The 26,946-nt window shown below is 73.2% G+C and carries 25 protein-coding genes; 10 read left to right on the top strand and 15 right to left on the bottom strand.

Translation table 11 applies throughout. The features are described from left to right. The first annotated feature begins 20 nt into the window (after window positions 1–20). The gene (locus tag ABZU32_RS32040) at window positions 21–2,915 is read left to right on the top strand and encodes a hypothetical protein (RefSeq protein WP_354927987.1); all 2,895 of its coding nucleotides are present in this window, start codon (window positions 21–23) and stop codon (window positions 2,913–2,915) included. 96 nt (window positions 2,916–3,011) lie between these two features. On the opposite strand, the gene ABZU32_RS32045 is transcribed toward ABZU32_RS32040, so the two are convergent. The 8 genes from ABZU32_RS32045 to ABZU32_RS32080 form a co-directional block, all read right to left on the bottom strand. After that, entirely contained in the window at window positions 3,012–4,013 is a 1,002-nt protein-coding gene (locus tag ABZU32_RS32045; RefSeq protein ID WP_354927990.1) for a sigma-70 family RNA polymerase sigma factor, read from the bottom strand. An 11-nt stretch (window positions 4,014–4,024) separates the two neighbouring features. Further along, window positions 4,025–4,213 (bottom strand): DUF5134 domain-containing protein, encoded by a 189-nt coding sequence (locus tag ABZU32_RS32050; RefSeq protein ID WP_354847129.1) that lies wholly within the window; start codon window positions 4,211–4,213, stop codon window positions 4,025–4,027. A 75-nt stretch (window positions 4,214–4,288) separates the two neighbouring features. Next, the gene (locus ABZU32_RS32055) at window positions 4,289–5,035 is read right to left on the bottom strand and encodes a DUF899 domain-containing protein (RefSeq protein ID WP_354927993.1); all 747 of its coding nucleotides are present in this window, start codon (window positions 5,033–5,035) and stop codon (window positions 4,289–4,291) included. A gap of 293 nt (window positions 5,036–5,328) precedes the next feature. Continuing rightward, the gene (locus ABZU32_RS32060) at window positions 5,329–6,501 is read right to left on the bottom strand and encodes a lipid-transfer protein (RefSeq protein ID WP_354927996.1); all 1,173 of its coding nucleotides are present in this window, start codon (window positions 6,499–6,501) and stop codon (window positions 5,329–5,331) included. Between the two features lie 74 nt (window positions 6,502–6,575). After that, window positions 6,576–6,983 carry a MaoC/PaaZ C-terminal domain-containing protein gene (locus tag ABZU32_RS32065; RefSeq protein ID WP_354927999.1) on the bottom strand — a complete coding sequence of 136 codons (408 nt, stop codon included), beginning with the start codon at window positions 6,981–6,983 and terminating at the stop codon, window positions 6,576–6,578. Next, window positions 6,983–7,939 carry a bifunctional MaoC family dehydratase N-terminal/OB-fold nucleic acid binding domain-containing protein gene (locus ABZU32_RS32070; RefSeq protein WP_354928002.1) on the bottom strand — a complete coding sequence of 319 codons (957 nt, stop codon included), beginning with the start codon at window positions 7,937–7,939 and terminating at the stop codon, window positions 6,983–6,985. Before ABZU32_RS32070 ends, ABZU32_RS32065 begins: the two co-directional genes overlap by 1 nt. A gap of 90 nt (window positions 7,940–8,029) precedes the next feature. After that, window positions 8,030–9,184: an acyl-CoA dehydrogenase family protein gene (locus tag ABZU32_RS32075; RefSeq protein ID WP_354928005.1), complete on the bottom strand. Its 1,155-nt coding sequence runs from the start codon at window positions 9,182–9,184 to the stop codon at window positions 8,030–8,032. Next, the gene (locus tag ABZU32_RS32080; protein WP_354928008.1) at window positions 9,184–10,275 is read right to left on the bottom strand and encodes an acyl-CoA dehydrogenase family protein; all 1,092 of its coding nucleotides are present in this window, start codon (window positions 10,273–10,275) and stop codon (window positions 9,184–9,186) included. The genes ABZU32_RS32075 and ABZU32_RS32080 overlap by 1 nt, the downstream gene beginning before the upstream one ends. A gap of 214 nt (window positions 10,276–10,489) precedes the next feature. Between ABZU32_RS32080 and ABZU32_RS32085 the strand changes: the two genes are divergently transcribed. The 9 genes from ABZU32_RS32085 to ABZU32_RS32125 all read left to right on the top strand — a co-directional run bounded on the left by ABZU32_RS32085 (window position 10,490) and on the right by ABZU32_RS32125 (window position 20,101). Then, on the top strand, window positions 10,490–11,188 hold the full coding sequence (locus ABZU32_RS32085) for a TetR family transcriptional regulator (protein ID WP_354928011.1): 699 nt from the start codon (window positions 10,490–10,492) through the stop codon (window positions 11,186–11,188). 187 nt (window positions 11,189–11,375) lie between these two features. Next, window positions 11,376–12,536, top strand: coding sequence for a steroid 3-ketoacyl-CoA thiolase (locus ABZU32_RS32090; RefSeq protein ID WP_354928015.1), 1,161 nt, complete (start codon window positions 11,376–11,378; stop codon window positions 12,534–12,536). After that, the gene (locus ABZU32_RS32095) at window positions 12,533–13,564 is read left to right on the top strand and encodes an MBL fold metallo-hydrolase (protein WP_354928018.1); all 1,032 of its coding nucleotides are present in this window, start codon (window positions 12,533–12,535) and stop codon (window positions 13,562–13,564) included. Before ABZU32_RS32090 ends, ABZU32_RS32095 begins: the two co-directional genes overlap by 4 nt. A 64-nt stretch (window positions 13,565–13,628) precedes the next feature. Continuing rightward, window positions 13,629–14,300, top strand: a complete 672-nt coding sequence (locus ABZU32_RS32100) for a FadR/GntR family transcriptional regulator (protein ID WP_354847101.1) — start codon at window positions 13,629–13,631, stop codon at window positions 14,298–14,300. 153 nt (window positions 14,301–14,453) lie between these two features. After that, window positions 14,454–14,801 (top strand): YciI family protein, encoded by a 348-nt coding sequence (locus ABZU32_RS32105; RefSeq protein ID WP_354928021.1) that lies wholly within the window; start codon window positions 14,454–14,456, stop codon window positions 14,799–14,801. A gap of 1 nt (window position 14,802) precedes the next feature. Beyond that, window positions 14,803–16,041 carry a sigma-70 family RNA polymerase sigma factor gene (locus ABZU32_RS32110; RefSeq protein ID WP_354928024.1) on the top strand — a complete coding sequence of 413 codons (1,239 nt, stop codon included), beginning with the start codon at window positions 14,803–14,805 and terminating at the stop codon, window positions 16,039–16,041. Between the two features lie 138 nt (window positions 16,042–16,179). Continuing rightward, complete coding sequence (locus ABZU32_RS32115) at window positions 16,180–17,604, top strand: MFS transporter (RefSeq protein ID WP_354928027.1); 1,425 nt, start codon at window positions 16,180–16,182, stop codon at window positions 17,602–17,604. Between the two features lie 45 nt (window positions 17,605–17,649). Continuing rightward, window positions 17,650–18,582 carry an EamA family transporter gene (locus ABZU32_RS32120; RefSeq protein ID WP_354928030.1) on the top strand — a complete coding sequence of 311 codons (933 nt, stop codon included), beginning with the start codon at window positions 17,650–17,652 and terminating at the stop codon, window positions 18,580–18,582. A gap of 43 nt (window positions 18,583–18,625) precedes the next feature. Continuing rightward, window positions 18,626–20,101: a serine/threonine-protein kinase gene (locus ABZU32_RS32125; protein WP_354928033.1), complete on the top strand. Its 1,476-nt coding sequence runs from the start codon at window positions 18,626–18,628 to the stop codon at window positions 20,099–20,101. Between the two features lie 70 nt (window positions 20,102–20,171). Here the strand turns inward: ABZU32_RS32125 and ABZU32_RS32130 are convergent, their stop codons facing one another. The 7 genes from ABZU32_RS32130 to ABZU32_RS32160 form a co-directional block, all read right to left on the bottom strand. Continuing rightward, window positions 20,172–20,762 (bottom strand): superoxide dismutase family protein, encoded by a 591-nt coding sequence (locus tag ABZU32_RS32130; protein WP_354928036.1) that lies wholly within the window; start codon window positions 20,760–20,762, stop codon window positions 20,172–20,174. Window positions 20,763–21,057: 295 nt separating this feature from the next. Continuing rightward, window positions 21,058–21,903, bottom strand: a complete 846-nt coding sequence (locus ABZU32_RS32135; protein WP_354928039.1) for an amidohydrolase family protein — start codon at window positions 21,901–21,903, stop codon at window positions 21,058–21,060. Window positions 21,904–21,921: 18 nt separating this feature from the next. Beyond that, window positions 21,922–22,911: an aldo/keto reductase gene (locus ABZU32_RS32140; protein WP_354928042.1), complete on the bottom strand. Its 990-nt coding sequence runs from the start codon at window positions 22,909–22,911 to the stop codon at window positions 21,922–21,924. Between the two features lie 28 nt (window positions 22,912–22,939). Then, window positions 22,940–23,260: an L-rhamnose mutarotase gene (locus ABZU32_RS32145; protein ID WP_354928045.1), complete on the bottom strand. Its 321-nt coding sequence runs from the start codon at window positions 23,258–23,260 to the stop codon at window positions 22,940–22,942. Continuing rightward, window positions 23,257–24,300: an ABC transporter permease gene (locus tag ABZU32_RS32150; RefSeq protein WP_354928048.1), complete on the bottom strand. Its 1,044-nt coding sequence runs from the start codon at window positions 24,298–24,300 to the stop codon at window positions 23,257–23,259. Before ABZU32_RS32150 ends, ABZU32_RS32145 begins: the two co-directional genes overlap by 4 nt. Beyond that, window positions 24,297–25,799, bottom strand: a complete 1,503-nt coding sequence (locus ABZU32_RS32155) for a sugar ABC transporter ATP-binding protein (protein WP_354928051.1) — start codon at window positions 25,797–25,799, stop codon at window positions 24,297–24,299. Before ABZU32_RS32155 ends, ABZU32_RS32150 begins: the two co-directional genes overlap by 4 nt. Continuing rightward, window positions 25,796–26,863: a sugar ABC transporter substrate-binding protein gene (locus tag ABZU32_RS32160; protein ID WP_354928054.1), complete on the bottom strand. Its 1,068-nt coding sequence runs from the start codon at window positions 26,861–26,863 to the stop codon at window positions 25,796–25,798. Before ABZU32_RS32160 ends, ABZU32_RS32155 begins: the two co-directional genes overlap by 4 nt. Window positions 26,864–26,946 lie beyond the last annotated feature (83 nt).

The following is a 26,946-nucleotide window of genomic DNA, read 5'->3' on the forward strand; positions in this document are numbered from 1 at the left end:
GAATTCCAGAGGTACCGGCTGTGACTCCATCGCTCATCGATCGCCGCCCTCGTGGCGAGCTGGTCGCCGAGCTCTACGACCGTCACGCCGCCGGGCTGTTCGCGTACTGCCACGACCAGCTCGGTGACACCGCCTCCGCCGCCAACACCCTGGTGGCCGTTCTCACCGGCGTCCCGGCCATCGAGCCCCCGCGCGCCGCCCTGTACGCGCTCGCACGCCGTGAGATCTACCGGCGCGATGTCGCCTACTCCTTCCCCTCGGTGGACCCCGCCGCCGACCCGGTGACCGCGCTGGTCGAACGGGTGGTGCGCGAGGTGCGCCCGCACCAGCGCGAGGTGCTGCTGCTGTCGGCGGTCTGCGGGCTCGACACCGTGGAGCTCGCGTGGGTCCTGGACGTCGCGGCCGACACGGCCGAGCAGCTCATGATCAGCGCGCGTCACCGCTTCGCCCGTTCCCTGGCCTCGGCCGTCTCCTCCGCGCGGGCCACCACGCCCTCCGCGCGGCTCGCCGCCGAGTACGACGTGCTCGGGGTCGCGCCCGCCGAGGAGTCCCTCGGCCGGCTGCCCTGGCGCACCCCCTCGCCGTCCCTGCGCACCCGCGTCCTCGCCGCGGTGCCCGAGGAACCCGCACCCGACCCGGCCAAGGCGTCCGCGCGAGCCCCGCAGCAGAAGCGGTGGCCCACCACGCCGCGCTGGCCTCTGCCGCTCGCCGAGCCCAACCCGGTCACCAACGCCGGCGTCTTCCCCGCGCCGGAGCTCACGCCTCCGGCCCCCGGCCGCAGATCCAAGCACGAGGCCACCACCGAGCCGATGCCCAGACTCCGCGGCGCCTCCCGCCCCGCCGGAAAACCGGGTCGCGCGTCTCGCTCCCGTTTCCGCGCCACCGACGCGCCCACGCCCTCCTCCACGCACGCCCCCTCCGGCATGGCCGACGCCCCCGGCGTCACGTCCCGCACGACCGATGCCCCGGGCGCCCCCTCTCACCCCACCGACGTCTTCGGCGCCGCTTCCCACTCCACCGACGTCTTCGGCGCCGTTCCCCAATCGCCCGACGTCTTCGGCGCCGTTCCTCACTCGCCCAACGTTTTCGGCGCCGCTCCCCGCTCCACCGACGTCTTCGGCGCCGCTTCGCACTCCACGGACGCCCTGGGCCCCACGTCCCGCACGACCGCTCCCCCGGACACCACGTCCCGCTCCACCGGCGTTCCGGGCACCGCATCCCACGTGGCCGGCGAAGCCCGGCCCCCCTCGCAGCCGGCGGACGAGCCCCGCACGTCCTCGCGTCCGGCCCAGGAACGGCGCGGCGCATCTCGCCCGGACAGGAAGCGGGGCGCCCCTGGCGGCGAGGGCTCGCTGTTCAAGAACGCCCTGGCGAACGGCCAGTGGCCCACCCTGCAGCGCACCTTCAGTGTGGGCCCCACCTCCCCCGCCGCCACCCAGGAGTCGGCCGAGCACGGCCTCGTCCCGTCCGCGCCCGCCCGGCCGGACCTGTTCCCCTCCCGGCCCGCCCCGCAGGACGTCGTCCCCTTCAGGACCGATCCGCACGACCTGACCTCGTATGGGCCTGATTCGCAGCATCTCGCCCCGTTCAGGCCGGATTCGCACGACCTCGCCCTGTTCAGAGCCGCCGGACCCGGTTCGGTCACACCTGAGCCGCCGTCCGCCCCATACGGCGTGATCGCTCCCTCCCGCGCCTCTCACGGCGCGGACGACCTCTCCGGAGGTCAGTCGCCTACGCACACGGCCGGTACCGACCCGGGGTCGCGGGACAGGCCGAAGTCTCCCCTGGCGGCGTTCCTCGCCGGAGCGCGGAACCTACTCAGGCGCACGAAGACCCCGGCATCCCCCGCTCCTACAGCCTCCCCCACGACGCCCCCCGTGCCCCAGAACTGGCCCATGGGATCGTCCGCGACCTCGCCCGCAGAAGCGCCCGCGTCTGCGGCCTGGCCCGGGGAAGCGCCCGCGCCTGGAGCCTGGCCCGCGCTGGCGCCCGCGTCTGCGGCCTGGCCCGCGGAGCCACCCGCGCCTCGGGGAGCCGCCTCGGCGCCTCCGCTGCCCGCTTCCGGCGCCACCTTCGTCGCCCCTACGGCGGCCCACGACGGGGTACCCGCGTCATCCCAGCGCCCGTTCCCCGCCGTGCCCACGACGTCCCACGTGGCAGCGGCCTCTAGCGCGCCCCCGTTCCCTGAGGCTCCCCTGTTCCCCGAAAGCGGCCCGGCCTCCGCTGCACCCCCGCTCCTCGATCTGGGGTCGGCCTTCGGCGCACCGCCGTTCCCCCCGGGCGGCTCGGCTTCAGGCGCACCGCCGGTCTTCGCGGCGCCGCCGCCCGCGTTCGGCGCGGCCTTCTCCGCGTTGGAGGCGCCGCCCGCACAGGACGACTTCCCCGCCGCCGACGCGAGCTTCGGGGACGGCCCTTCGACGGTCGAGATGCCCGCGATCTCCGCGTCCATCCCCGCCGCCCACGCCGAGGCCCCCGCGTCCACCGAACCGGCGATCGCGTCCGCCTTCTCCCCTTCCGTGGAGATCCCGGCGCCGGACGCCGGACTGGCGGCCACCGGACCCGCACCGGCCTCCACGACCCCGGAACCCGCGTCCACGAACCCCGAACCCCCCGCCGCGGACCTCGAATCCACGCCCACGAAGACCGGGGCCGCGTCCACGGCGGCCGGGGCCGGGCCCCTGGACTCCGGGGCCGTGGAGGGGGGCGACCCCGCGTCCGAGGCCGCCCCGGCGGGCGTCACGGCCACGGCCACGACGTCCGGCGGAGTGACCCGGCCGCGCCGCCACGACCGGCTGAAGCCGATCAAGATCGGTGAGCACCACTACGACTGGCTCTGGGAACTGGCCGGTTTCCTGCTGTGCGTCGCCATCGCGATGCTCGTCTTCTTCACGGTCCCGACGATCGTCACCCCATAGTGCTGAGACCGGCGCACGCGCGCCGGTCACCCACCGCACAACGGCGCCTCGCTTGTCGGGCCGTCGACTCAGGGGGTGGACTTCCGGCGCGACAGGCTAAAGCTCCGGTGGCAGGCCGCATGCCGGGAACAGGTCGGCGTCGAGGAAGGCCACGACGTGCCCTACGCCCGCGGCGGTGAGGGTCAGCACCTGCAGGGCGTGCGGCCGGTGGACGCCGTCGTCGCCTCGCGCGTAGGAGCCGAAGGCGGGTTGTTCGTTCACGCGCGCCGGGACCATCCGGTAGCCGCCTCCGGCCAGGATCCTGGCGCCGAGGAACCGTCCGACCGTCTCGCGTCCGCTGAACCAGGTGGGGATCGGCGGCATCTCCCAGACGACGTCGTCGGCCAGCACCGCCATCAGGGCGTCGACGTCGGCGTTCTCGAACGCGGTCGCGTACCGGTCGAGCAGCTCGCGCTGGGCCGGGTCGTCCGGCTCGGTGAGCCCTTCCGGGGTGGGCGCGATCTGGCTGAGCTGCGCCCGGGCGCGCTGCAACGCGCTGTTGACCCCGGCCGTCGTGGTGCCGAGCAGGTCGGCGACCTCGCCTGCCCGCCAGGCGAGCACGTCGCGCAGGATCAGCACCGCGCGTTGCCGGCCGGGAAGGTACTGCAATGCGGCGATGAACCCCAGCCGCATGGTCTGCCTGGCCTCGACGATGACGGCCGGATCGTCGGAGGCGGTGCCGAACAGTGCGCCGGGAGCCGGTTGCAGCCATGGCACCTCGGGCAGCCGGGAGCGCGGCGATGCGTCCGGGTCGTGGCTCGGGCCGCCCAGCCCGGAGGGCAGCGGCCGGCGGCCGTTGCCCTCCAGCGCCTTGAGGCAGGTCCGCGTCGCGATGCGGTACAGCCAGGTGCGCATCGAGGAGCGGCCTTCGAAGCCGGCGTACCCGCGCCACGCCTGCAGGTAGGTGTCCTGGAGCGCGTCCTCGGCGTCGTGGACCGAGCCGAGCATCCGGTAGCAGTACGCCAGCAGTTCCCGCCGGAGGGGTTCGCTCAGCCGGGCGAAGCCGTCGTCGGACGCTCCGGGCGCCGGGTCCGCCGGCGGTCGCGACGTACGCGTCACGGCACCTCCGCTCATCCCATCGTCCAGAACATGAACGCCATCGCCGCGGCCATGAGGGCGTGAGCGAGGTGGGAGATCCTTTCGGCGGCGCCCCGTGCCCCGTCGCCGGAAGCGGGTCGCGCGCCGCGGAACAGGAACCACAGTCCTGTGGCCGCGAACGCCAGTATGAGCGTCCATCTGAGTGGTATCGACTCGATCATCGCAGGACTCCGTGTCCGGGACGGAGGGGTGACGCCCCGTCGGTGGGGGCCTCACCCACCTTGCCGCCCGCGTGCTCAGTGGTGGTGGGCGTGGTGGTGGTTGTCGCCCGCGCCGTCGCCGTCGCCGTAGGTGTCGTGGTAGGGGAACTGGTTGACGTAGCGGTCCCGCCCGAGGGGCGTCAGGTCGAGGTAGTGGTAGGTGCTCAACAGCACCTCGGCGCCGCGCCCGTAGGTCGAGTAGGTGTGGAAGACGGCGTCCTGGTCGCGGACGAAGACGCTCAGGCCCTGCGCGTCGCCGTTGACCGCGTACTCCAGGCCCTCACGTTCCATGGCGGCCCTGTTCTTGTAGTTGTACTGGACCGGCGCGACGGACTCGTCGTTGGTGACGTGGAAGTCGTAGTTGAAGTCGCTCCCGGCCGAGGAGTACCACGGGATGGTCCATCCCATCCGCGCCCTCCACCTGTCGATCTTCGACAGCGGCGCGCGGGAGACGAGCGCGAACGTGGTGTCGCTGCCGTGCAGGTGCTCGAGGCGGCCCACGTTGTCGACCGCGAACGAGCAGCTCGGGCAGCCCTCTTCCCAGCCGTCGTTCCACATGAAGTGATAGACGATGAGCTGGCGGCGGCCCTCGAACAGCTCGCCGAGGCGCGCCTTGCCGGCCGCGCTCTCGAACTCGTACTCCTTGTCGATCTTCACCATGGGCAGTGCGCGGCGCTGTGCGGTGACCGCGTCCTGCGCCCGCATGACCTCCTTCTCCCTGTCGAGCAGTCTCAGCCGGGCTGCCAGCCACTCGTCACGGGACGCCGTCTGCGGAAGAGCCATCGTCTTCCCTCTCTACTGAAGTCGATCATGATGTGCGCGGACGGCGGAACCGGCGGCCGTGGCCTCGGCGAGCCCGACCGACCGGCATCGGACACCGGATCGCGCGGTCGGCGAGCCGTCCACATGTACAGAGGCGCCATGGCGCGAAAACTCATCGGAGAGGGTCCGGAGAACAAGCGGCATCCTGTGCGCGCCCTTCATCGGGCCCGCGCACGCCGGTCGCGTGAGGCCGGTCGCGCGCGTCGCGTGGGCGGGCGCGTCGCGTGGTCGGGCGCGGGGATCGGTCGCGAGAGTCAGTCGCGGGAGAGGATGAGGCCGCTGGTGGGGACGCCGGTGCCGGCGGTGACCAGGACGTTCTGGACGCCGGGGACCTGGTTGACGGAGGTGCCGCGCACCTGCCGCACGGCTTCGGCGATGCCGTTCATGCCGTGGATGTACGCCTCGCCGAGCTGACCGCCGTGCGGGTTGACCGGCAGATGGCCGTCGATCTCGATGCCCCCGCCGGCGATGAAGTCGCGCGCCTCTCCCCTGGCGCAGAAGCCCAGCTCCTCGAGCTGGGTGAGCACGAACGGGGTGAAGTGGTCGTACAGAATGGCCGTCTGGATGTCCTGCGGCGACATGCCCGACATCTCCCAGAGGCCGCGCGCCACGACGCCCATCTCCGGAAGTCCCGCCATGTCGTCGCGGTAGAAGCTGGTCATCATCATCTGCCCGGCGCCCGACCCTTGCGCGGCCGCCGTGATGACCGCCGGTGAGCGCCGCAGGTCCCTGGCCCGCTCCGCCGAGGTGACGACCAGGGCCACGGCCCCGTCGCTCTCCTGGCAGCAGTCGAGCAGGTGCAGCGGCTCGACGATCCACCTGGACGCCTGGTGCTCCTCCAGCGTGATGGGCCGCTGGTAGAACCAGGCCGCCGGGTTGGCGGCCGCGTGACGGCGCATGGCCACGGCGACGCGGCCGTAGTCCTCGGAGGTGGCTCCGTAGGTGTGCATGTACCGCCGGGCGAACATCGCGACCCACGCGGCGGGCGTCAGCAGCCCGAACGGGGCGTGCCACCCCATCTCGACGCCGAGCGAGGACGGCTCGCCGCCGAGCCCGGCGTTCGGCTGGCCGAACCTGCGCCCGGACCGCTCGTTGAAGGCCCGGTAGCACACCACGGTGGAGGCGACGCCGGTGGCGACGGCCATGGCGGCCTGGAGCACCGTGCCGCACGCCGCGCCTCCCCCGTACTCGACGCGGGAGAAGAACGACAGGTCGCCGATGCCGGTCTCGCGGGCGACGGCGATCTCCTGGTTGGCGTCCTGGGTGAAGGTGACCAGGCCGTCCACGTCGGCCGGCGAGAGGCCGGCGTCGTCCAGCGCGGCGAAGACGGCCTCGGCGGCGAGCTGGAGCTCCGTGCGGCCGGACTCCTTGGAGAACTCGGTGGCGCCGATGCCCGCGAGGGCCGCGCGGCCGGAGAGCGAGTGCACGTGGTGAGCCCTTTCTGGTGACGTCGGCCCTGGCGGGGAGCACACCCGGCCTGTGGAGGGCGGGCGGGCGCCGGTCAGCGGGGGAGGTTGAAGCGCACGGTGCCGATGGCGTGGTCGCCCAGGCTGACGGCGCCGCGGACCTCCACGGTCACCTCGCCGTCCCGCCGCTCGGTGACGACGCCGCTGAAGGTCAGGGTGTCCCCGGCGTACGCGGGCACGCCGAGGCGGACGTTGATGCCGCGGATCAGGGCCTCGGGCCCGGCCCAGTCGGTGACGTACCGCTCGACCAGCCCCATGGTGGTGAGGATGTTGAGGAAGATGTCCGCCGACCCCTGGGCCCTGGCGCCCGCGACGTCGTGGTGGACCGGCGTGAAGTCCATGGTCGACAGGGCCGTCGCGATGACGGTGGTCGGTGTGAGCTCGATGCGCAACGGCGGCAGCGCGGTCCCGCGCTCGATCTCGTCTTCGGTCAGTGTGCGCATCAGGACTCCTGGGGTACCCACATCGGCAAGGTCAACTTGTCGTCCATTTCGCGGTATGCCACTCGTACCGGCATACCGATGCTCACGCTCTCCGGTGGGCATTCCACGACATTTCCGACAATTCGTATTCCCTCCGGCAGCGCGATCACCGCCACCACGAAAGGCGGGTCCAGCCCCGGCATCGGAGGAGCGTGGTGCACCACGAAGCTGTAGACCTCGCCGACCCCGCTCGCCACGGCGTACACCCGGTTCGCCGACCGGCAGGACGGGCAGATCGGTCCGGGCGGGTGCCGCAGTTCGCCGCAGTCACCACATTTCTGGATGCGCAACTCGCCTTCCCGGACACCCTCCCAGAAGAACGCCGTGTCCCGGTTGACGGCCGGCGTCAGAGGGTAGGCCGCGCGCTTCTCGGGCGCGGCTTTCTCCTCCCGCGGACGAAACTTCAATACCCGGAACATCATCTCCGCGACGGGTTCGTGTTCGGAGTACCAGGTGACCAGCCAGGTCACGAAATATCCGGTTCCGAGCGCCGTGGTCTTCGGCCCGCTCAGCCCGGTCAGCCGCGGGGCCGGCACCAGCCGCTCCCCCAGCCGCACGTACCGGTGGTAGGTCTGCTCGCAGTTGGTGGCCACCACGCCGGTGAAGCCGCCCTCGTCGAGCGTGCGCAGCACGTCGTCCACCGGGGTGCCCGCGCCGCCGGGCGGGCCGAGCCCGGCCATCGTCCACACCTGCGCCATCGCGGGCGGCGCGACGATCTCCCCGTGCACGCTCGCGGCGGCGAACGCCTCGTCGGTGTAGACGGGGTTGGCGTCCCCCATCGCGGTGGTCCAGTGGCGGATCATCGGCAGGTTGACCGGATCGGCCGCCGGGGCGCCGCGGACCTCGCCCACCGCGATGCGCGCCTCCGCCAGGGCGACGAGCCGCTCGTGCAGGTCCTGCCCGGCCGTCGTGGTCATCTCCGTCCTCCGCCCGTGCTCGTCGTGCCCGTCACCGTCCCGGCCCTCCCGCGTCCCCGCCGTCCTCCCGCGTCCCTGTGGTCCTCGCGCTCACCGGGGCGGGCGGGGCAGCCCGAGGCCGAGCATCGCGATGAGCTCGCGCTGGACCTCGTTCACCCCGCCGCCGAAGGTCAGCACGATCGCCCCCTTGACCGACCGGTCGAGCTGCTCGGCGAACGCGGCGGTCTCCGGGTCGGACAGGTCGCCGAACCGCGCGAGCGTCTCCCCGACGATCCGCCCGACCTCCTGCATGCGCTCGGAGCCGTAGATCTTGGTGGCGGAGGCGTCCGGCGCGCCGAGCCAGCCGAGGCCCATGTTCGCGGCGACCTGCCAGTTGAGCAGTTCGTTGGTGCGGAAGCAGGCGTAGACGCGGGCGATGGCCCGGCGCACGGCGGGCTCGTCGATGGCGCCGGTGCGCCGGGCCCAGGCGGAGAACCGGTCGTACACGCGGGCGAGGTTGCCGGCCGGGCCGAGGGTGACCCGCTCGTGGTTGAGCTGGTTGACGATGAGGTCCCAGCCCTTGTTCTCCTCGCCGACCAGCATGTCCGCCGGCACCCTGACGTCGGAGTAGTACGTCGAGTTGGTGTGGTGGCGGCCGTCCATGGTCACGATCGGCGTCCAGGAGTACCCCGGGTCGCGGGTGTCGGCGATCAGCATCGAGATGCCGCGGTGCTTCTTGGCACCAGGGTCGGTGCGGGCGGCCAGCCAGATGTACCCGGCGTAGTGCGCGCCGGAGGTGAAGATCTTCTGGCCGTTGACGACGTAGTGGTCGCCGTCCCTGACCGCCGTCGTGCGCAGCGAGGCCAGGTCGGTGCCGGCGCCCGGCTCGCTGTACCCGATGGCGAAGTGGCAGTCGCCGGCCAGGATGCGGGGCAGGAAGAACTCCTTCTGCTCCGTCGTGCCGTACTGCATCAGGGTCGGGCCCACCGTCTGCACGGTGATGATCGGGTACGGCACGTCGGCGCGGGCGATCTCGTTGGCGAAGATCTGCTGCTCCAGCGGCCCGTAGCCGCCACCGCCGTACTCCTCGGGCCAGCCGAGCCCGAGCTTGCCGTCGCGGCCCAGCCTGCGGCAGTGCTCCATGTACGCCTCACCGAACGGGTCCTCGGAGATCTTGGCGCGGTCTTCGTCGGTCAGGCAGGCGGCGAAGTACTCCCGCAGTTCCTCGCGGAGCCGCTTCTGCTCGGGGGTCAGGTCGATCAGCATCAGACGAGGGCTCCCATCATGTCGAGCCGGGCCTCCGCGCCGCCGAGCAGGTGCGCCCGGTGCTTGCCCCAGGCGAAGTGGCGGTGCAGCGGGTAGGTGACGTCCAGGCCGAGGCCCCCGTGCAGGTGCTGGCAGGTGTAGAGGGCGGCGAGGGCGGCGTCGGCGGCCGTGTGCGCGGCGACCTCGAGGTCCACGTCGGCCTCCTCGGCGAGCCCCTGGTCCGCCCGCCACGCGCCCGACCAGACGGCCACGTCCAGCGCCCGCCCGGCGATGTAGACGTCGGCGATCTGCATGGTCACCGCCTGGAACTCGGCCAGGGCGCGGTCGAACTGCCTGCGGGTCTTGATGTGCTCGGTGGTCAGGGCCAGCGCGCCCGCGAGGACGCCGGAGGCGCTCGCCGTCAGGGCGACCAGCGCCAGGCGCCGCAGGGCGGCGAACGCGGCGCCGTCCGGCTCGCCGAGCGGCTCGGCCGGGGTGTCGGAGAGGATCAGCGTCGCGGCCGGCTCGCCGGTGGAGGTGGGCGCCGGCGCCAGGGACGCCGCCCCCGGCTCGACGAGGAAGAGCCCGACGCCCCGCGGCGTCACGGCCGGGACGACGATCGCGGCGGCCTCGGCGGCGTAGGAGACCATGGTCTTGCGCCCGGAGAGCGCCCACGCGCCGCCGGCTCCGCCGGGACGGGCCTCGGTGAGCGGGGGCGTGCCGAGGTCGCGGCCGGGTTCCATGAGCGCGGCGGTCAGCACGACCTCGCCCTCGGCCAGGCGCGCGGCGAGCGCGCGCTGCGCGGCCGAGCCGTACCGGCCGATCACCATGGCCGCGACCAGGCCGTCCTGCAGGGGGACGGGGACCACCCGCGCCCCGGCCTCGCGCGCGACCACGGCCATCGCCACGGCGCCGAGCCCGGCGCCGCCGGCCTCCTCCGGCAGGCAGGCCCCGATGAGCCCCGCCCGCGCCACCGCCCGCCACAGTTCGGCGTCGTAGGGCTGCCCGCTCTTCTCGTGGGCGGCGAGGCGGTCGTGCCCGGCCTCCCGGCCGAACAGGCCCGCGGCCAGCTCTTTCAGCTCCGCCTGCGTCTCGTCGAGGTCGAAATCCATCACGACGCCTTCCGTGCGCCCGGTCGAGCCCGGTGGGAGTCCAGTGGGAGTCCGGTCAGCCGCAAATTAGAACAGATTCTAATCTGTGTCCATAGCGATTGCGCGTGACCCCGATCCGACACATGCGCGCAACACAAAGGTCATGCAAGACCGGCCTTCCTTGTGACCGGTGAGTAACAAGCCCTACCTGCGGGTCATCCGGTAACGTGTTCTCATGCGCACCTCGCATGCCGGCACCGCCGCCGTCCCGGCCGCCGGTCCCGGCGGCGACGACCAGGCGGCGCCGCCGTCCCCGGCGCCCCGGGTCTCCTCCGGCGTCCGCACCCGCAGCCAGCACCAACGGCGCAAGCGCATCGTCCAGGCCGCCGCGGCCCTCGCCTCGCGGGGCGGCGTCGAGGCGATGCAGATGCGGACCGTCGCCGAACGCGCCGGGGTCGCGCTCGGCACCCTCTACCGCTACTTCCCCTCGAAGATGGATCTCGTCGTCGCGGTCGTCGGCGAAGAGATCGACCTGCTCGAGAACAGCATCGAGCGGCGTCCGCCGAGCGCCGAGACGGCGGCGGGGCGGGGGGTGGACGTGCTCATGCGCGCCACCCGCGGCCTCATGCGCGAGCCCGAGCTCGCCGACGCGCTCATCCGCTCACTGATCATGGCCCAGGTCGAGGTCCCGTTCGGCGACCGCATGGCCGGGCTGCTGCTGCGCGTCTCGGGCAACGGCCTCACCCTCGAGACCGCCTCCGAGGAGCAGTTCGCCCTCGCCGGCTCGCTGGCCGGGGTGTGGGTGAACGAGCTGCTGGAGATGCTGCGCGGCCGGCGCACCTACGAGCAGATCCAGCGCCGCATCGAGATCGCGGCCGAGCGCCTGCTCGCCGACTTCGACGACCGCGACGACCGCGACGGCTCCGACGCCTGAGAGGGCCTCGGGCATCCACGAAGGCTTCCGGCTTTCGGGAGGGCTTCCCGCTTCCAGGAGGGTTCCAGGAGGGCTTCCCGCTTCCAGGAGGGTTCCGGGAGGCTTCCGGCGCCCGGCAAGGCTTTCGCGGCAAATTAGAACCGGTTACAGTCGCGGCGGAACCTTGTTCTGATGGGAAGGAGGCCGCATGGGCAGGCCCGTGATCGTCGAAGCCGTACGCACCCCGATCGGCAAGCGCAACGGCTGGCTGGCGGGGGTCAAACCGCAGGCCCTGCTCGGGGCGGCCATGAACGGCGTCGTCGAGAGGTCCGGCATCGACCCCTCGGCCGTTGGGCAGGTCTTCGCGGGCTGCGTCACCCAGGCCGGCGAGCAGGGCGGCCACGTCGGCAGGCACGCCTGGCTCTACGCCGGCCTGCCGTACCAGACCGGGGTGACGACGGTGGACGCCCAGTGCGGCTCCTCCCAGCAGGCCGTGCACCTGGTCGCCGCGCTCATCCAGGCCGGGGTGATCGACGTGGGCATCGCCTGCGGCGTCGAGTCCATGTCCCGCCAGCCGCTCGGCAGCAACGTGCTGCCGGCCAACCCGCGCCCCGGTGACTGGTCGATCGACCTGCCCGACCAGTTCACCGCCGCCGAGCGCATCGCCCAGCGGCGCGGGTTGACCCGGGAGCGGCTCGACCGGTTCGGCGCCCGCTCGCAGCGGCAGGCGGCCAAGGCGTGGGCCGACGGCCGGTTCGAGCGCGAGGTGATCCCCGTGACCGCGCCTGTTCTCGGCGAGAACGGGGTTCCCACGGGAGAGACCCTCGCCGTGTCCAGGGACCAGGGCCTGCGCGAGACCACGGCCGAGGGGCTGGCCAGGTTGAGGCCGGTGCTCGGGGAGGACGCCCTGCACACCGCGGGCACCTCCTCGCAGATCTCCGACGGCGCCGCCGCCGTGCTGCTGATGAGCGAGGAGGCCGCGGCCCGGCACGGCCTGCGCCCGCGGGCCCGCATCCTGGCTCAGGCCCTGGTCGGCTCCGAGCCCTACTACCACCTGGACGGGCCGGTGGACGCGACCGCCAAGGTGCTGACCATGTCGGGGATGTCCGTGCGCGACATCGACAGGTTCGAGGTGAACGAGGCGTTCGCGGCCGTCGTGCTGTCCTGGGCGGAGGTGCACGCCCCGGACATGGAGCGGGTCAACGTGAACGGCGGGGCCATCGCGCTCGGGCACCCGGTGGGCGCGACGGGCGCCCGGCTGGTCACCACGGCGCTGCACGAGCTGGAGCGGGCCGACCGCGCGACCGCGCTGGTGTCGATGTGCGCCGGCGGCGCCCTGGCCACCGCGACCATCCTCGAGCGCGTGTGAGGACGCGCCGCAGGGCCTACAGCACCCAGCGTCCCGCCGACCTGGGCGGCGGGGTGTGGAGCGTGCCGGTGCCGATCCCCGGCAGCCCGCTCGGGTACACGCTGGTGTACGCGGTGGAGTCTCCCGCGGGGCCGGTGCTGGTCGACGCGGGCTGGAACCACGAGGACGCCTGGACGGCGCTGCGCGACGGGCTCGCCGCGTGCGGCGTGGACGTCCGGGAGGTGCGCGGGGTGGTCGTCACCCACTACCACCCCGACCACGCCGGGCTGGCCGGGCGGGTGCGCGAGGAGTCGGGCGGCTGGATCGCGATGCACGAGGCGGACGCCGCCATCGTGCGCCTGATGCGCGGCATGCCGGTGGACTCCCATCGCGAGTTCCAGGCCGAGATGATGCGCCGGGCGGGCGCGGGGGCGGAGGCGGAGGCCGTCCGGGCCTCCGAGCGGCCCGACCCGCCCGCGCAGCCCGACAGGGAGTTGCGCGACGGGGACCTGATCGACCTGCCGGGGCGCGTGCTGCGTGTGGTGTGGACGCCGGGCCACACTCCCGGGCATGTGTGCCTGCACCTGGAGGACGCCGACCGGCTGTTCACCGGCGACCACGTCCTGCCCGACATCACCCCTCACATCGGCATTTATCCGTACGACCGGCAGGACGTCGATCCGCTGGAAAACTTCCTCGGGTCCCTCACCCGGGTGGCCGGGCTGGGAGAGGCGCACGCGCTGCCTGCGCACGAGGAGCCCTTCGCGGACGTCGCCGCCCGCGCGGCCGAGATCCGGGCCCACCATGAGGACAAGCTCCTACGTCTGCGCGACATGATGACAGGGGTCGCGGCCGAGCCCCTGACGATCTGGCAGGTCGCCGAGCGAATGACCTGGAACAGGCCGTGGAGTGACCTGGCGCCCATGCAGCGCGGCCTCGCCGCGGGCGAGGCGGCGGCGCATCTGCGGACGCTGGAGTCCCGCGGCGCCGTCCGCCGCGCACCTGGGGCTCCCGGCGATCCCGTCCGGTTCACCGCCACGTCACAATGACCCCATACACTCATAGACATCCGATGTCTGCGGATGAAGCGCGAAAAGCAGAGGTGGTGTCTCCGTGGCGGTCACGGACGCGGCGATCGACAAGATCAAGGGAATGATCGTCTCGGGCGAGCTCGGCCCGGGCGCGCGGCTCCCCAAGGAGGCCGACCTGGCCGAACGCCTCGGCCTGTCCCGCAACTCCCTCCGCGAGGCCGTCCGCGCGCTCGCGCTGATCAACGTGCTGGACGTGCGGCAGGGCGACGGCACGTACGTCACCAGCCTGGAGCCCCACCTCCTGCTCGACGCCCTGTCCTTCGTGGTCGACTTCCACCGCGACGACACCGTGCTGGAGTTCTTCCAGGTGCGCCGCATCCTCGAACCGGCCGCCACCGGCATGGCGGCGCTCGCCATGACCGACGGCCAGGTCGAGGACCTCCGGTCGATCCTGGACGCCCTGCCCGACGACCCGAGCATCGAGCAGCTCGTCGCCAATGACCTGGAGTTCCACCAGCTCATCGCCAAGGGGTCGGGCAACACCGTGCTGTGCTCGCTCATCGAGAGCCTGTCCGGGCCGACCACCCGGGCCCGCGTCTGGCGCGGTCTCACCCAGGAGGGGGCCACCGTCAAGACCAGGGAGCAGCACGCCGCGATCTACGAGGCCATCGCGGGCCGTCAGCCCGACGTCGCCCGCGCCTGGGCCACCGTCCACGTCGCCGGCGTCGAGGAATGGCTGCGCCGCGCTCTCTGAGCCCCCGCGCCGCCGAGGCCGGGAAAAATCTCCGGCGGAGTTCCGCCGTCCTGTCGATCCGAGGCAGACCCACGCGTCGGGATGGATGTCCGGCCCGCGAAGCAGGGCCCGACGAGCTCCGATGGGCATGGACGAACACGGAAGGACCGCATCATGGCCAAGTACCTGGTTCTCATCTACGAGGACGAAGCCTCCTACGCCGCCGCCACGCAGGAGGACCACGACCGCGTCTACAAGGAGCACGTCGTGTTCGCCGAGCACAACGGGCCCAAGCTGCTGGGCGGCGACGCGCTGCACCCGACCGGCACCGCCACCTCCATCCGCAAGGACTCCTCCGGCGAGTTCCTGGTCACCGACGGGGCCTTCGTCGAGACCAAGGAGGCCATCTGCGGCTACTACCTGATCGACGCGGCCGATCTGGACGAGGCGATCGCCGTGGCCAAGCAGGTTCCGGCGCCCTACGGCGGCGTCGAGGTCCGCCCGGTGCAGATCTTCGACTGAGGTGAGCCCGGAGGCGGCGGCCGCCGTCGCGGACGCGCACCGCCGCGAGTGGGCCTTCGTGCTCTCCGCGGCGGTGCGCGTCACCCGCGACATCGACCTGGCCGAGGAGTGCGTGCAGGACGCCTACGCCAGGGCGCTGACCGCCTGGAGCGCCCAGGGCGTCCCGGCCAGCCCGGGGGCCTGGCTGACGACGGTGGCCAGGAACCGCGCTCTGGACCTGCTGCGCCGGGACGCGACCATGCGCCGGTCGCTGCCGTTGCTGCTGGAGGACCAGGTCGAGCCGGGGCCGGACGAGGCGCCCGCCGCGCGGGCGGGCGACGACCGGCTCCGGCTGATCTTCACCTGCTGCCACCCCGCCATGGCCCTGCAGGCGCAGGTCGCCCTGACCCTGCGCCTGCTGTGCGGGCTGACCACGGCGGAGGTCGCCCGCGCCTTCCTGGTGAGCGAGCCGACCATGGCGGCCCGCCTCACCAGGGCCAAGAAGAAGATCGCCGCCGCGCGCATCCCCTACCGCGTGCCGCCGCCGGAGGCGCTCCCCGGGCGCATCGACGCGGTGCTCACCGTCGTGCACCTGCTGTTCACCACCGGGCACACCGCCCCGGCAGGCGAGTCGGTCGTCCGCCGCGACCTGGTGGAACGCTCGCTGGACCTGGCCCGCATGCTCCGGGCGCTGCTGCCGGACGACGCCGACGCCGCCGGCCTGCTCGCGCTGATCCTGCTCACCGACGCCCGCGCCGCCACCCGGGTGGCCGGCGACGGGCGGCTGCTCACGCTGGACGAGCAGGACCGCACCCGCTGGGACCGTCCGGCCATCGCCGAGGGGGTGGCGCTGGTCCGCGAGGCGCTGCGGCGCCGCCCTCCGGGCCGCTTCGCCCTGATGGCCGCCATCGCCGCCGTCCACTCCGAGGCGCCCACCTGGGACGACACCGACTGGCGCGAGGTGCTCGCGCTCTACGACCTGCTCGTCTGCGTCTGGCCGTCGCCGGTCGTGGCGCTCAACCGCGCGGTGGCCCTGGGGTTCGTCCATGGTCCCGCCCGCGGACTGAGGGAGCTGGACTCGCTCGCCGGCGAGCCGCAACTGGCCGGGTACGGCTACCTGGCCGCCTCGCGCGCCGACTTCCTGCGCCGCCTCGGCCGCACCGCGGAGGCCCGCACCGCGTACGAGGAGGCACTGCTGCTCACCGAGAACGCCGCCGAGCGCCGCTTCCTCGCCGAACGCCTCCGAGGGCTCCGGCCTTAGGCGCCGCCGTGTCCTCCGGCCGGCGTCGGCGGCCCAGGCCACCGACACGGGAACAGCTCGAGCGTCGCCCACGAGACGCCGGTGACCACCGCCTCCCGGTGATCCGGGCGGAAAACCGCTGGCCGCGCCGCCGGAGGCGTGGTTAGACTTCCCCGGCTCATCGCCGACCGTCCCTCATCCGGGGGGACCTGGCGTCTGGAGGGGGACGGGGACATGGCGGGCGGCCGGCTGCTGATGGACGTGCGTCCCCTGCGGAGCTCTCCCGCGTTCCGCCGCCTGTGGGCGGGGACGCTGCTGTCGGCCGTCGGCGGGCAGATGACGACCTTCGCCGTGGTCCTGCAGGTCTACACGATGACCGGCTCGGCGGTCGCCGTCGGCGCGGTCGGCCTGGCGAGCGCCGTTCCCTCGATCGTGCTCGGCCTCGCGGGGGGCGTGGTCATCGACGCGGTCGACCGGCGCAAGCTGGTGCTGGTGACCAGCGGCTGCCTGGCCGTTGTGTCGGCGCTGTTCGCCGTCCAGGCGTTCGCCGGGTTCGGCCAGGTGTGGCCGCTGTACTGCCTGGTCGTGCTGCAGTCGGCGCTCGCCGCGGTCAACAGCCCGGCGCGCGGCACGTTCCTCGCCCGGCTGCTGCCGCCCGAGCAGGTCCCGGCGGGCGCGGCGCTCACCATGTTCACCTTCCACTTCAGCGGGACGGTGGGCCCCGCCCTGGCCGGGGTGATCGCCGCCGGCTGGGGCCTGCGCACGTGTTACCTCATCGACGCGCTGAGCTTCGCCTTCGCGCTGTACGGCGTCGCGCGGCTGCCGGCGATGCCGCCGGAGGGCGGGGGCACCAGGCCGGGCCCGCGGGCGGTCGCCGAGGGGCTGCGGTTCATCGGGAGGAACCGCGTGATCGGCGGTGCCTTTCTCGCCGACATGAGCGCCATGCTCCTCGGCATGCCCTACGCGCTGTTCCCGGTGATCAACGCCGAGCGCTTCGGCGGGTCGGCCGAGACGCTCGGCCTGCTCACCTCCGCCGTCGCGGCCGGCGGCCTGGCCGGCACGGCGCTGTCGGGCTGGGTCGGGCGGGTGTCCCGCCAGGGCCGGGCCATGCTGGTGGCCGGGGCGATCTGGGGAGCCGCCGTCGCCGGCTTCGGCCTGACTCCCACTCTGTGGCCGGCGCTGGCGCTGCTGACCGTCGCCGGCGCCGCCGACGTGGTGAGCGTGGTGTTCCGCACCTCGGTCGTGCAGGTGGCGACGCCCGACCGCTACCGGGGCCGGGTCGGCGCCGCCGAGTACCTGGTCGGCGCCGGCTGCCCGCAGCTCGGCAACTTCCGCGCCGGCGCGCTCGGCTCGGCGCTGTCGCCCACCGTGAGCGCGGTCGGCGGCGGCCTGGCCACCATCGTGGGCGCCGGGCTGATCGCCCTGGCCATGCCGGCGCTACGCCGATACGCCGCGCCCACGACGACGGCCGCTCCCGCCGCGAGGACGACCACACCGGCCGGGACGACGGCCGCTCCATGCGAGACGACCACCACGCCGGACGGCCCGCAGAACGATGTAGCACCACTACACGAAACACTTTAGAAGAAATAGCTGGACTGAACTGCGACACGCGTCGAAACTCCAGGGGTGCGCCCCCTTCACTCCTTCCTCGCCATCGCCGTCGCCGTCCTGTGGGGCGTCAACTTCGTCGTCATCGACATCGGGCTCGAGCACTTCCCGCCGCTGCTGTTCGCGGCGCTGCGCTTCACCCTGGTCGCCGTCCCGGCGGTGTTCCTCATCCCGCGCCCGGCGATCCCGGTCCGCTGGATCGTCGTCGTAGGGCTGTTCCAGTGGGCCGGGCAGTTCGGGCTGCTGTTCACCGCCATGTACCTGGGCCTGCCGGCCGGCCTCAGCTCCCTGGTGCTCCAGGCGCAGGTGATCTTCACGGTGGCCGTCGCCGCCGTGGTCCTCGGCGAGCGCCCGGGACGGCGCCGGCTCGCCGGCATCGTGGTCGCCTCCGCCGGCATCGCGGTGATCGCGGTGGGCAGGGGCGCCCAGGTGCCGCTGTGGCCCCTGCTGCTCGCGCTCGGGGCCGCGGCCTCGTGGGGCGTCGCCAACGTGTGCGTCCGGCGGGCCGAGGCGCCCGGGGGGCTCGGTCTGCTGGTGTGGTCCAGCCTGGTGCCGCCGCTGCCCCTGCTCGGGCTGTCGGCGCTGTTCGAGGGCCCGGACCGCATCCGCGGCGCGTTCTCCTTCTTCGCCCCGGGGTCGGTCGCGGCGCTGGCGTACGTGGTGGTCCTGTCGACCTTCGTCGGCTTCGGCATCTGGAACGCGTTGCTGCGCCGGTACCCCGCCTCGGCCGTGGCGCCGTTCACGCTGCTCGTCCCGATCATCGGCATGGCGACGGCCGGCGTCTGGCTCGGCGAGCGTCCCGGCGCCGGCGAGTTGCTGGGCGGCGCCATCGTGCTGACCGGCCTCGCCGTCCTGGCCGTGCGGCCGTCCGCGCGGAGGGCCGCCGCGTCCCTCAGCACCCCGGAAGGCCCGCCGCCCGGCGGAGCCCTGCGCGGCGCCGGGGCCGGCTGACGCGCCGGCCGTGCCCCACGCGGGTTCGTGGTAATCATGGATCATGGCCCCACCCGACCCTCTGCGGCCCGGCGACCCCGAGCAAATCGGCGACTACCGCCTGACCGGCCGCCTCGGCCAGGGCGGGCAGGGTGTGGTGTACCGTGCGCTGGGGTCCGGCGGCGAGCCGGTCGCGGTGAAGCTGATGCACGCGCGGCTGGACGATGACCGGGCACGCCGCCGGTTCGCCGACGAGGTGCGGGCGATCCGGCGGGTGGCGCCGTTCTGCACCGCCCAGGTGCTGGACGCCGACCTGGACGGCGATCGTCCGTACATCATCAGCGAGTACGTCGACGGGGTCTCGCTGCACCGGCACGTCGCCACCGAGGGGCCGCTCGCCGGGGGCTCCCTGGACCGAATCGCCGTCGGCACCGCCACGGCGCTGGCCGCGATCCACGGGGCCGGGGTCGTGCATCGAGACCTCAAGCCCGGCAACGTCCTGCTGGGCCTCGAAGGGCCCAGGGTGATCGACTTCGGCATCTCGCGGATGATGGGCACGGTGACCACCACGGGCCGGCCGCCCGTCGGCACGCCCGCGTACATCTCGCCCGAGCAGCTCAAGGGCGAGCGCGCCGGGCCCGCGGCCGACATGTTCGGCTGGGCGCTCACGGTCTCCTTCACGGCGAGCGGACGTCACGCCTACGCCGCCCGGTCGTTCGAGGCGACCCTGGGCCGCATCCTGTTCGGGGAGCCCGACCTCGGCCCGCTCGCCGGGCCGCTGCGGGAGATCGTGGTGGCCTGCCTCGCCGCCGACCCGGCCGACCGCCCGGGCGCCGAGGAGGCGCTGCGCCTGCTCATCGGCACGGGACCGGCCGCCGCCCTCATGCCGCGTCACGGCGTACTCGAAACGGGCGCCACCCTGGCCACCTCACCGCCCTCGCGCGCCGCCGGCGCCCCCGCAGGGCCCGCCCAGGGCCGGCACGCTCCCGGGACCACGGTCCCCGGGGAAGCCGAGGAGGCGACCGGCGACCGGCACGGCGGCCCGGACGCCACCACCGAGGGCCACACCGGCTCCGGTGCGGGCGCCGCGCCCGGGAGTTCGGCCCGTCCCGGGCGGCGGCGCGGGCGATGGGCGGCGCTCGCCGGGCTCGCCGTGGTGGCGGCCGTCGTGGCGTTCGGCGCGGTGTGGTGGGCGACGGGCGGGCGGGGGCCGGGCGGGGTGTCCTACGCGGGCACCTGGACCGGCAGCGCGGAGCATCCGGCCGCCGGGCGGGTGTTCCCGGTGGAGATCCGCCTGCCCACCGGCGCCGCCATCGGCACCATGCTGTGGGGCGCCGACCTGCACTGCTCCGGCCGCCTCACCCCGGCGGGCGCGCGGGACGCCACGGCGGTCTTCCGGCTCGACCGCGTGCGGGGCGACCAGTGTCACCAGGGCACCCTGCTGCTGTCGCCGCTCGGCGACGGACAGGTGAGCTTCGAGGTGAGCGAGACCGCCGGCGCCGCGCCTCGCTACGCCGGCACGGCGGCCCGCCTCCCCTGACCCCCCACGCTCCCCCGCAGGGCGGACGCGCTCAGCCCGCGGCCGACGTGCTCACGAGCGGCCGACGTCCTCAGAAATCGACGTTGATGCAGGCGAGCCTGGCGCCCGCCTGGCCGGCGTGGCCGGGGTCGGTGTGGGTGTGGTCGGCGTGGACGATCACCGAGTGCGGGCGCCGGTCGGTGAACCTGCGCTCCAGCGCGGCGCGGGAGAACCCGTTGCCCTGGCCGTCGGTGGTGAAGTCGAGCCAGATCTCGTTGCGGGGATTGGCGAACTTCGGATCGGTGGAGGGGGTCTTCGGGTCCTGGACGTGCTGGAAGTGCGGCCCGGCGTCCTCGCCCTTGGACCCGCAGGCGTTGGTGTGCACGTGCGCGCCGTACCTGCGGTTGGGCAGCAGCCCCTGCGCCCTCAGCTGCACGCTGGCGTGCCCGTCGGCGGTGGGGACGTAGGCGACGGCCGCCGCCGCGCCGGAGGGGACGAGCTTGGGGTCGTAGGTGACGGCCGTCTGCCCGGGGCCGTAGCCCGCGAAGCGGCCGAGCGCGAGGACCGGTTCGGGGCCGCGGCTCAGCGGCTCCGGCTGGGGCCTGGCCGACGCCATGGCGCCTCCGCCCAGCAACGTCACCGGCATGACCATCGCCATGACTCCCGCGCGCACCGCCATCATGAGCCTCTCCCTTACCCTGTTCGGACCTTTCCGTCAGCATTTGCGGATATACCCGACGTCGCACCCAAAAGGGCCAATATGCGGCTAAGAATGAGCAATCAGCGTTAACCGCCAGGGTTATCGCGCAGGGCGGGTAAATCGAAACCCTTTCCCCGCCGTGATTCACGAATGCTGCCATGAACGCCGGGCAAAGGCCCGCGTTTTCCGAGATCAGGACATGCTCGTACGCCCGCCCGACCTCAGGCGGACGTACGGGAAAGGGAAACGCGACCCCGGCCCCCGGGACCGCGCCGGCTCAGGAGGGCAGGTCGTACGCCACCCGGGCGTTGCCCGCGAAAACCAGCTCGCGCTCCGCGGCGGAAAGGCCGGCGGTCAATTCCCCGGCCAGATCGACGACCTGTTCGTACGAGGCCGCGAGCTCGCACACCGGCCAGTCGGAGCCGAACATCACCCGGTCGGTCCCGAAACAGCCGAGGACGTGCTCGGCGTACGGGGCGAGGCGCGGCGCGTCCCAGTCGTGCCAGTCGGCCTCGGTGACCAGGCCGGACAGCTTGCACATCACGTTGGGCGAGGCGGCCAGGGCCTTGATCTCGCTCGCCCACGGCTCGACGGCGCCGGAGGCGATCGGCGGCTTGGCCGCGTGGTCCAGGACGAACCGCACGCCCGGCAGGTCGCGCACGAGGTCGCGGGCCGCCGGGAGCTGGTGCGCCAGCACGAGCAGGTCGTAGGCCAGGCCCGCCTGGCCGACCGCGCGGACGCCGTGCCGCACGTCCTCGCGGTACAGCCACTTCGGGTCGGTCTCGTCCTGCACCGGGTGGCGTATCCCCACCAGGAGCTCGCCGCCCGGCAGGGAGCGAAGGCGCATGAGCTCGCCGGCCACGTCCGGCGCGGTGAGATCGGCCCATCCCACGACGCCCGCCACCAGCCCGTCCGAGGCCGCCGCGGTGGCCAGGAACTCCTCGGTCTCCGCCGTCTCGCCCACGGTCTGCACCAGCACCGTGTGCTCGACGCCGCGGGCCGCGCACCCGCGCCGCAGGTCCGCCAGGCCGTACGGGCGGCGCAGCGGGGCCATCGCCGCGCCGCTCAACCACGGGTAGTCGCGCGCGGCCGTGTCCCACAGGTGGTGATGGGCGTCGATCATGAGCTGCTCTCCATCCGGCTAGCCGAGGGTGACCAGGGACTCCTCGGCGAGCGCGGTCCACAGCTCGCCGGGGACGGGGACGGCGGCCAGGGCCGCGTTGCGCTCGACCTCCGCCGCCGAGCGGGCGCCGGAGACCACGCAGGACACCGCCGGGTGCCGCAGCGGAAAGGCCAGCGCCGCCTGCGGCAGCGTGACGTCGTACCGCTCGCACACCGCCGCGATGCGCCGCGCCCGCTCGACCAGCGGGCCGGGGGCCGGCGCGTACTCGTAGGTGCCGGCCGGCTCGTGGGTGGCCAGCAGCCCGCTGTTGAAGACGCCGGCCGCGAACACCGCGACGCCGCGCTCCTGGCAGAGCGGCAGCAGCCGCGCGCCGCCCGACTGGTCGAGCAGCGTGTAACGCCCGGCGAGCATGACCACGTCGAGGTCGGTCTCCTTGACGAAACCCTCCAGCATCTCCCACTGGTTCATGCCGGCGCCGATCGCCTTGACCACGCCCTGGTCGCGCAGCTCGGCGAGCGCCGGGTAGGCCTCGCCCACGGCCTGCGCCCAGTGGTCGTCCGGGTCGTGGATCAGCGCGATGTCGACCGCGTCCAGCCCCAGACGCGAAAGGCTCTCCTCGATGGAACGGCGCACGCCGTCGCGGGAGAAGTCCCAGACCCGGCGCCGCGTCGCGGGCACGTCGAAGCCCTGGTCGTCGCGTCCGCCCTCCGCGGGCGGCTCGTGGCCGGCCGCCGCGTCCTCGGCCGGGACGATGAGCCGCCCGACCTTGGTCGACAGGGCGTAGGAGTCACGCGGCCGGTCGCGCAGGGCGGCGCCGAGGCGGCGCTCGGACAGGCCGAGGCCGTAGTGCGGGGCGGTGTCGAAGTACCGCACCCCGGCCGCCCACGCCGCATCGACCGCCTCGCGCGCCTCGTCGTCGCCCACCGCCGCGAACAGGTTGCCGATCGGCGCGGCGCCGAATCCGTACCTGGTGACCTGGACGCCGCGTCCCACGGTCCGGCTCTGCATCGCTTCTCCTTCGTCGGTCGCCGCCGGCTCAAGGAGCCGGCGCCTCCATCTGCCAGACCATGCGCATACCCGTGGCCGAGGGGTCGAAGTCCCCGTCCAGCAGGCGGTTCATCCGGCGTTGCCAGGCCAGGTCGGCCTCGCTGAGGCGCAGCCTGTCCTGCAGGGCCGCGTAGTCGTCCGCCTCGATGTAGTGGAACAGGTCGAGGCCGTCGCGCCAGATCTTCCAGGTGTGCACGCCCGCCGCGCGCATCTGGGCCTCCAGGTCGGCCGGGATCGTGGCGTGCTCCCTGTCGTAGGCCTCCTCGGCCCCCGGGCGCGGCCGGGTGCGCAGGGCGATGCGCTGGGTCAATCTTGTGCCTTTCCGCTGGTCACCCGGGCGAGCATCAACGCGATGAGGATGATGCCTCCGTAGATCGCCTGGATCCACTGCGCGGAGACGCCCGCCAGCGTGAGGATGTTGTTGATCAGTCCGAGGACGAGCACCCCGCACAGCGCGCCGAACAGCGTGCCCTTGCCGCCGTCGAGGCTGACCCCGCCGATGACCGCGGCCGCGAACACCGTGAAGATCATGCCATCGCCCTGGGCGGCCGCCACCGACCCGAGCCGGCCGGTCATGAGCAGGCCCGCCAGCGCGGCCAGCAGGCCGCCGATCATGAACACCGTCCACAGGACCCGGTCGGTGCGCACGCCCGCGGCGCGGGCCGCGTCGACGTTGCCGCCGATCGCGTAGATCGAGCGCCCGTGCCGGAAGTACCCGAGCGCGACGATGCCGACGGCGTAGGCGACCACGCAGATCCAGATGGAGGCCGGCAGGCCGAGCCAGCGGGCGTTGCCGAGGTACAGGAACGACTCGGGCAGCGCGAAGAGGTTCTGGCCGCCGGTGAAGCCGATCTGCAGGCCGCGCAGCACGATCAGCATGCCGAGCGTCACGATGAACGCCGACAGCTTGAACCGCATGATCAGCATGCCGTTGAACGCCCCGACGAGCACGCCGATCAGCAGGCAGATCGGCACGCCCAGCCACGTCGGCCATTCGGTGCCGAGCCCGTTGGAGGCGGCCGGGATGACCAGCCCGACGCCGAGCGCGGGCGCGAGGCCCACGGTGGACTCCAGCGACAGGTCGAACTTCCCGGCGATCAGGATGATCGCCTCGGCGAGCACGAGCAGCGACAGCTCGGTCTGCTGCTGGAGCACGTTGGTCAGGTTGTCGGCGCTGAGGAAGGCCGGCTCCAGCAGTGCGCCGACGACCATCAGCAGCAGGATGGCCGGCACTAGGGCGAGGTCGCGGAACCGCGCGAGCGGCACCCTCGCCGGGCCCCGCGGCGTGCCCGCCTCCGTGCGCGGGGACTCGCCGGGGCTGCCGGGGGAGGCCACGGTCGTTTCCGTCATCGTGCGTCGACACCTTCCATGACCGCCACGAGCTCGGCGTCCGCCCAGCCCCGTGGCACTTCCTTGACGATGCGTCCATGGAACATCACGACGACCCGGTCGCAGATGCGCAGGTCGTCCAGCTCGTCGGAGACGAGCACGGCCGCCGCGCCGCGCTCGGCCGCGTCCTCCACGGCTCCGAGCAGCGCCTGCTTGGCCCGCACGTCCACCCCGGCGGTCGGGTCGATCACGACCAGCGCCCTGGGGTCGTCGGCGAGCGCCCGCGCCATGACGACCTTCTGGGCGTTGCCGCCCGACAGGTCGCCGACCGGCTGGGAGGGCCCGGTCGTCTTGATGGTGAGATCCTCGATCATCTTCTCGGCCTTGGCGCGGCGCCGAGCCGGGGACACCGCGCCGAGGCGGCCGAGCTTGTGCGCGATCGGCAGAGTGGCGTTCTCGGCGATCGACAGCAGCGGCACGAAGCCCTCCTTGTGCCGGTCCTTCGGGACGAAGCCGAGCCCGGCGCGCAGCGCCGAGGCGACGTCCCCCGGCCGGGGCCGGGCGCCGTTGACGGTCACCGTGCCGCTGTCGGCGGCGAGCAGGCCGACGAGCGTCTCGGCCAGGCTCACCTTGCCGCTGCTGCCCGACCCGGCCACCCCGACGATCTCCCCGGCGCGCACGGTGAGGTCGACGTCCTGGTAGCGGCCGGCCAGCGTGAGCTTCTCGGCGCTCAGCACGGCCGGCGCGCCGGCGTCCGCCGCTCGCGCCCTGGCCTGGTAGCCGGCCGCGGCCTCGCCGGTCATCGCGGCGACCAGCTCGTCGTGCGGGAGGTCGTCCACCGCGCTGGTGAGGACGTGCCGGGCGTCGCGGAAGACCGTGACCGACTGGCACACCCGGTACACCTCCTCCAGGTGGTGGGAGATGAACATCATCGTGACGCCCTGCTCGCGCAGCGACCGCATGCGGTCGAACAGCCGCTCGATCGCCGGGCCGTCGAGCTGCGCGGTCGGCTCGTCCAGGATGATGAACCGGGCGCCGAACGACAGCGCCCGGGCGATCTCCAGCAACTGGCGCTGCTCGACGTTGAGATCGCCGGCCAGGCGCCCGGCGTCGACCGCCACCCCGTACTGCTCCAGCACCTCGTGCGCCCGTGCCCGCAGCGTCCGCCAGTTGATCGGGCCGCGGGCCGACTGGCGGTTGAGGAACAGGTTCTCCGCGACGGTGAGCGTCGGGATGATCGTGGACTTCTGGTACACGCAGGCGACGTTGCGGCGCCAGCCGTCGCGGTCGGCGACCGGCGGGGCCTGCCGGCCGGCGAAGCGGACCTCGCCCGCGTCGGGGCGCTGGAGCCCGGTCAGGATGGACACCAGCGTCGACTTGCCGGCGCCGTTGCGGCCGACCAGGGCGTGCGTCTCTCCCTCGGCGATGACGATGCCCGCGTCGTCGAGCGCCGTCGTCGGCCCGTACCGTTTGGTGATGTTACGGGCCTCGACGGCCGGGGTGGCGGATGACGACATCATTTGACCTGGTTGCCCCAGAGATTGGGGTCGTCCACGTTGTCCTTGGTGACCAGCGGCGCGGCGAGCTGGTCCTCCAGACGACCGCCGCCGACGTCGACGATCGTGCTGTCGTGGTCGGTCTGGCCCGGCGCGAAGGTCTTGCCCTCCAGTGCCGCCTTGGCGTAGAAGAGCGCCCACTTGGCGTACAGGTCGGCGGGCTGGGAGACGGTGGCGTCGATCTGCCCGTCCCGGATGGCCTGGAACTCCTGCGGGATGCCGTCGTTGGAGACGATGAAGATGTGCTTGGGGTCGGTCGGCGGCACCACCAGGTTCTTGGACTTCAGCAGCTGGAGGGTGGGCGCGAGGAAGGCGCCGCCCGCCTGCATGTAGATGCCGTTGATGTCGGGGTGCTGGGTGAGCCGGGTCTGCAGCGCGGCCGAGGCCTTGGGGCCCTCCCACTCGGTGGGCTCGGCGAAGACCGTGATGCCGGGGTAGTTGGACTTCATGCACGCGCCGAACGCCTCGGAGCGGTCGCGGCCGTTGACCGACGACAGCGAGCCCTGGAACTCCACGACCTTGCCCTTGCCCTTGAGCTGGTCGCCGAGGAACTTGCAGGCCTTCTCGCCATAGGCGCGGTTGTCGGCGCGGACCACCATGAAAGTCTTGCCCTTGTCGGGCCGGGTGTCCACGGTGACGACCGGAATGTTCTTCCCGGCGAGCTGGTCGAGGGTGGTGGCGATCGCGCCGGTGTCCTGCGGGGCCATCACGATGGCCTTCGCGCCCTGGCTCACCAGCGCCTGGGTGTTGGCCACCAGCTTGGCGATGTCGTTCTGCGAGTTGGTCGGCGGCATCAGGTCGATGCCGAGCTGGCTCGCCATCTGCGGGACGTACTTGTTGTAGGAGTTCCAGAAGTCGGTGTCGGCGCGCGGGAAGTCGATGCCGACCTTGCCGCCCCCGGCGGCGGCGGTCGAACCGCCCCCGGCCGAGGACGAGGGGCTGGACGGCGTCGACGACCCGCACGCGGCGAGGGTCATGGTCGCCGCGAGAAGTGCCACACCGTAGGTGGCCGAGGATCGTATTGTCACTTGTCGCCTCGATTCAACGGGAAATGCGGGGGGTTGCGGGGCGCCTCGGTATGAGGGCGCGGCGCCCCGGGAGGGCGGGTGCG

It is taken from the genome of Sphaerisporangium sp. NPDC005288, assembly GCF_040607475.1.
Taxonomy (GTDB): domain Bacteria; phylum Actinomycetota; class Actinomycetes; order Streptosporangiales; family Streptosporangiaceae; genus Sphaerisporangium; species Sphaerisporangium rhizosphaerae.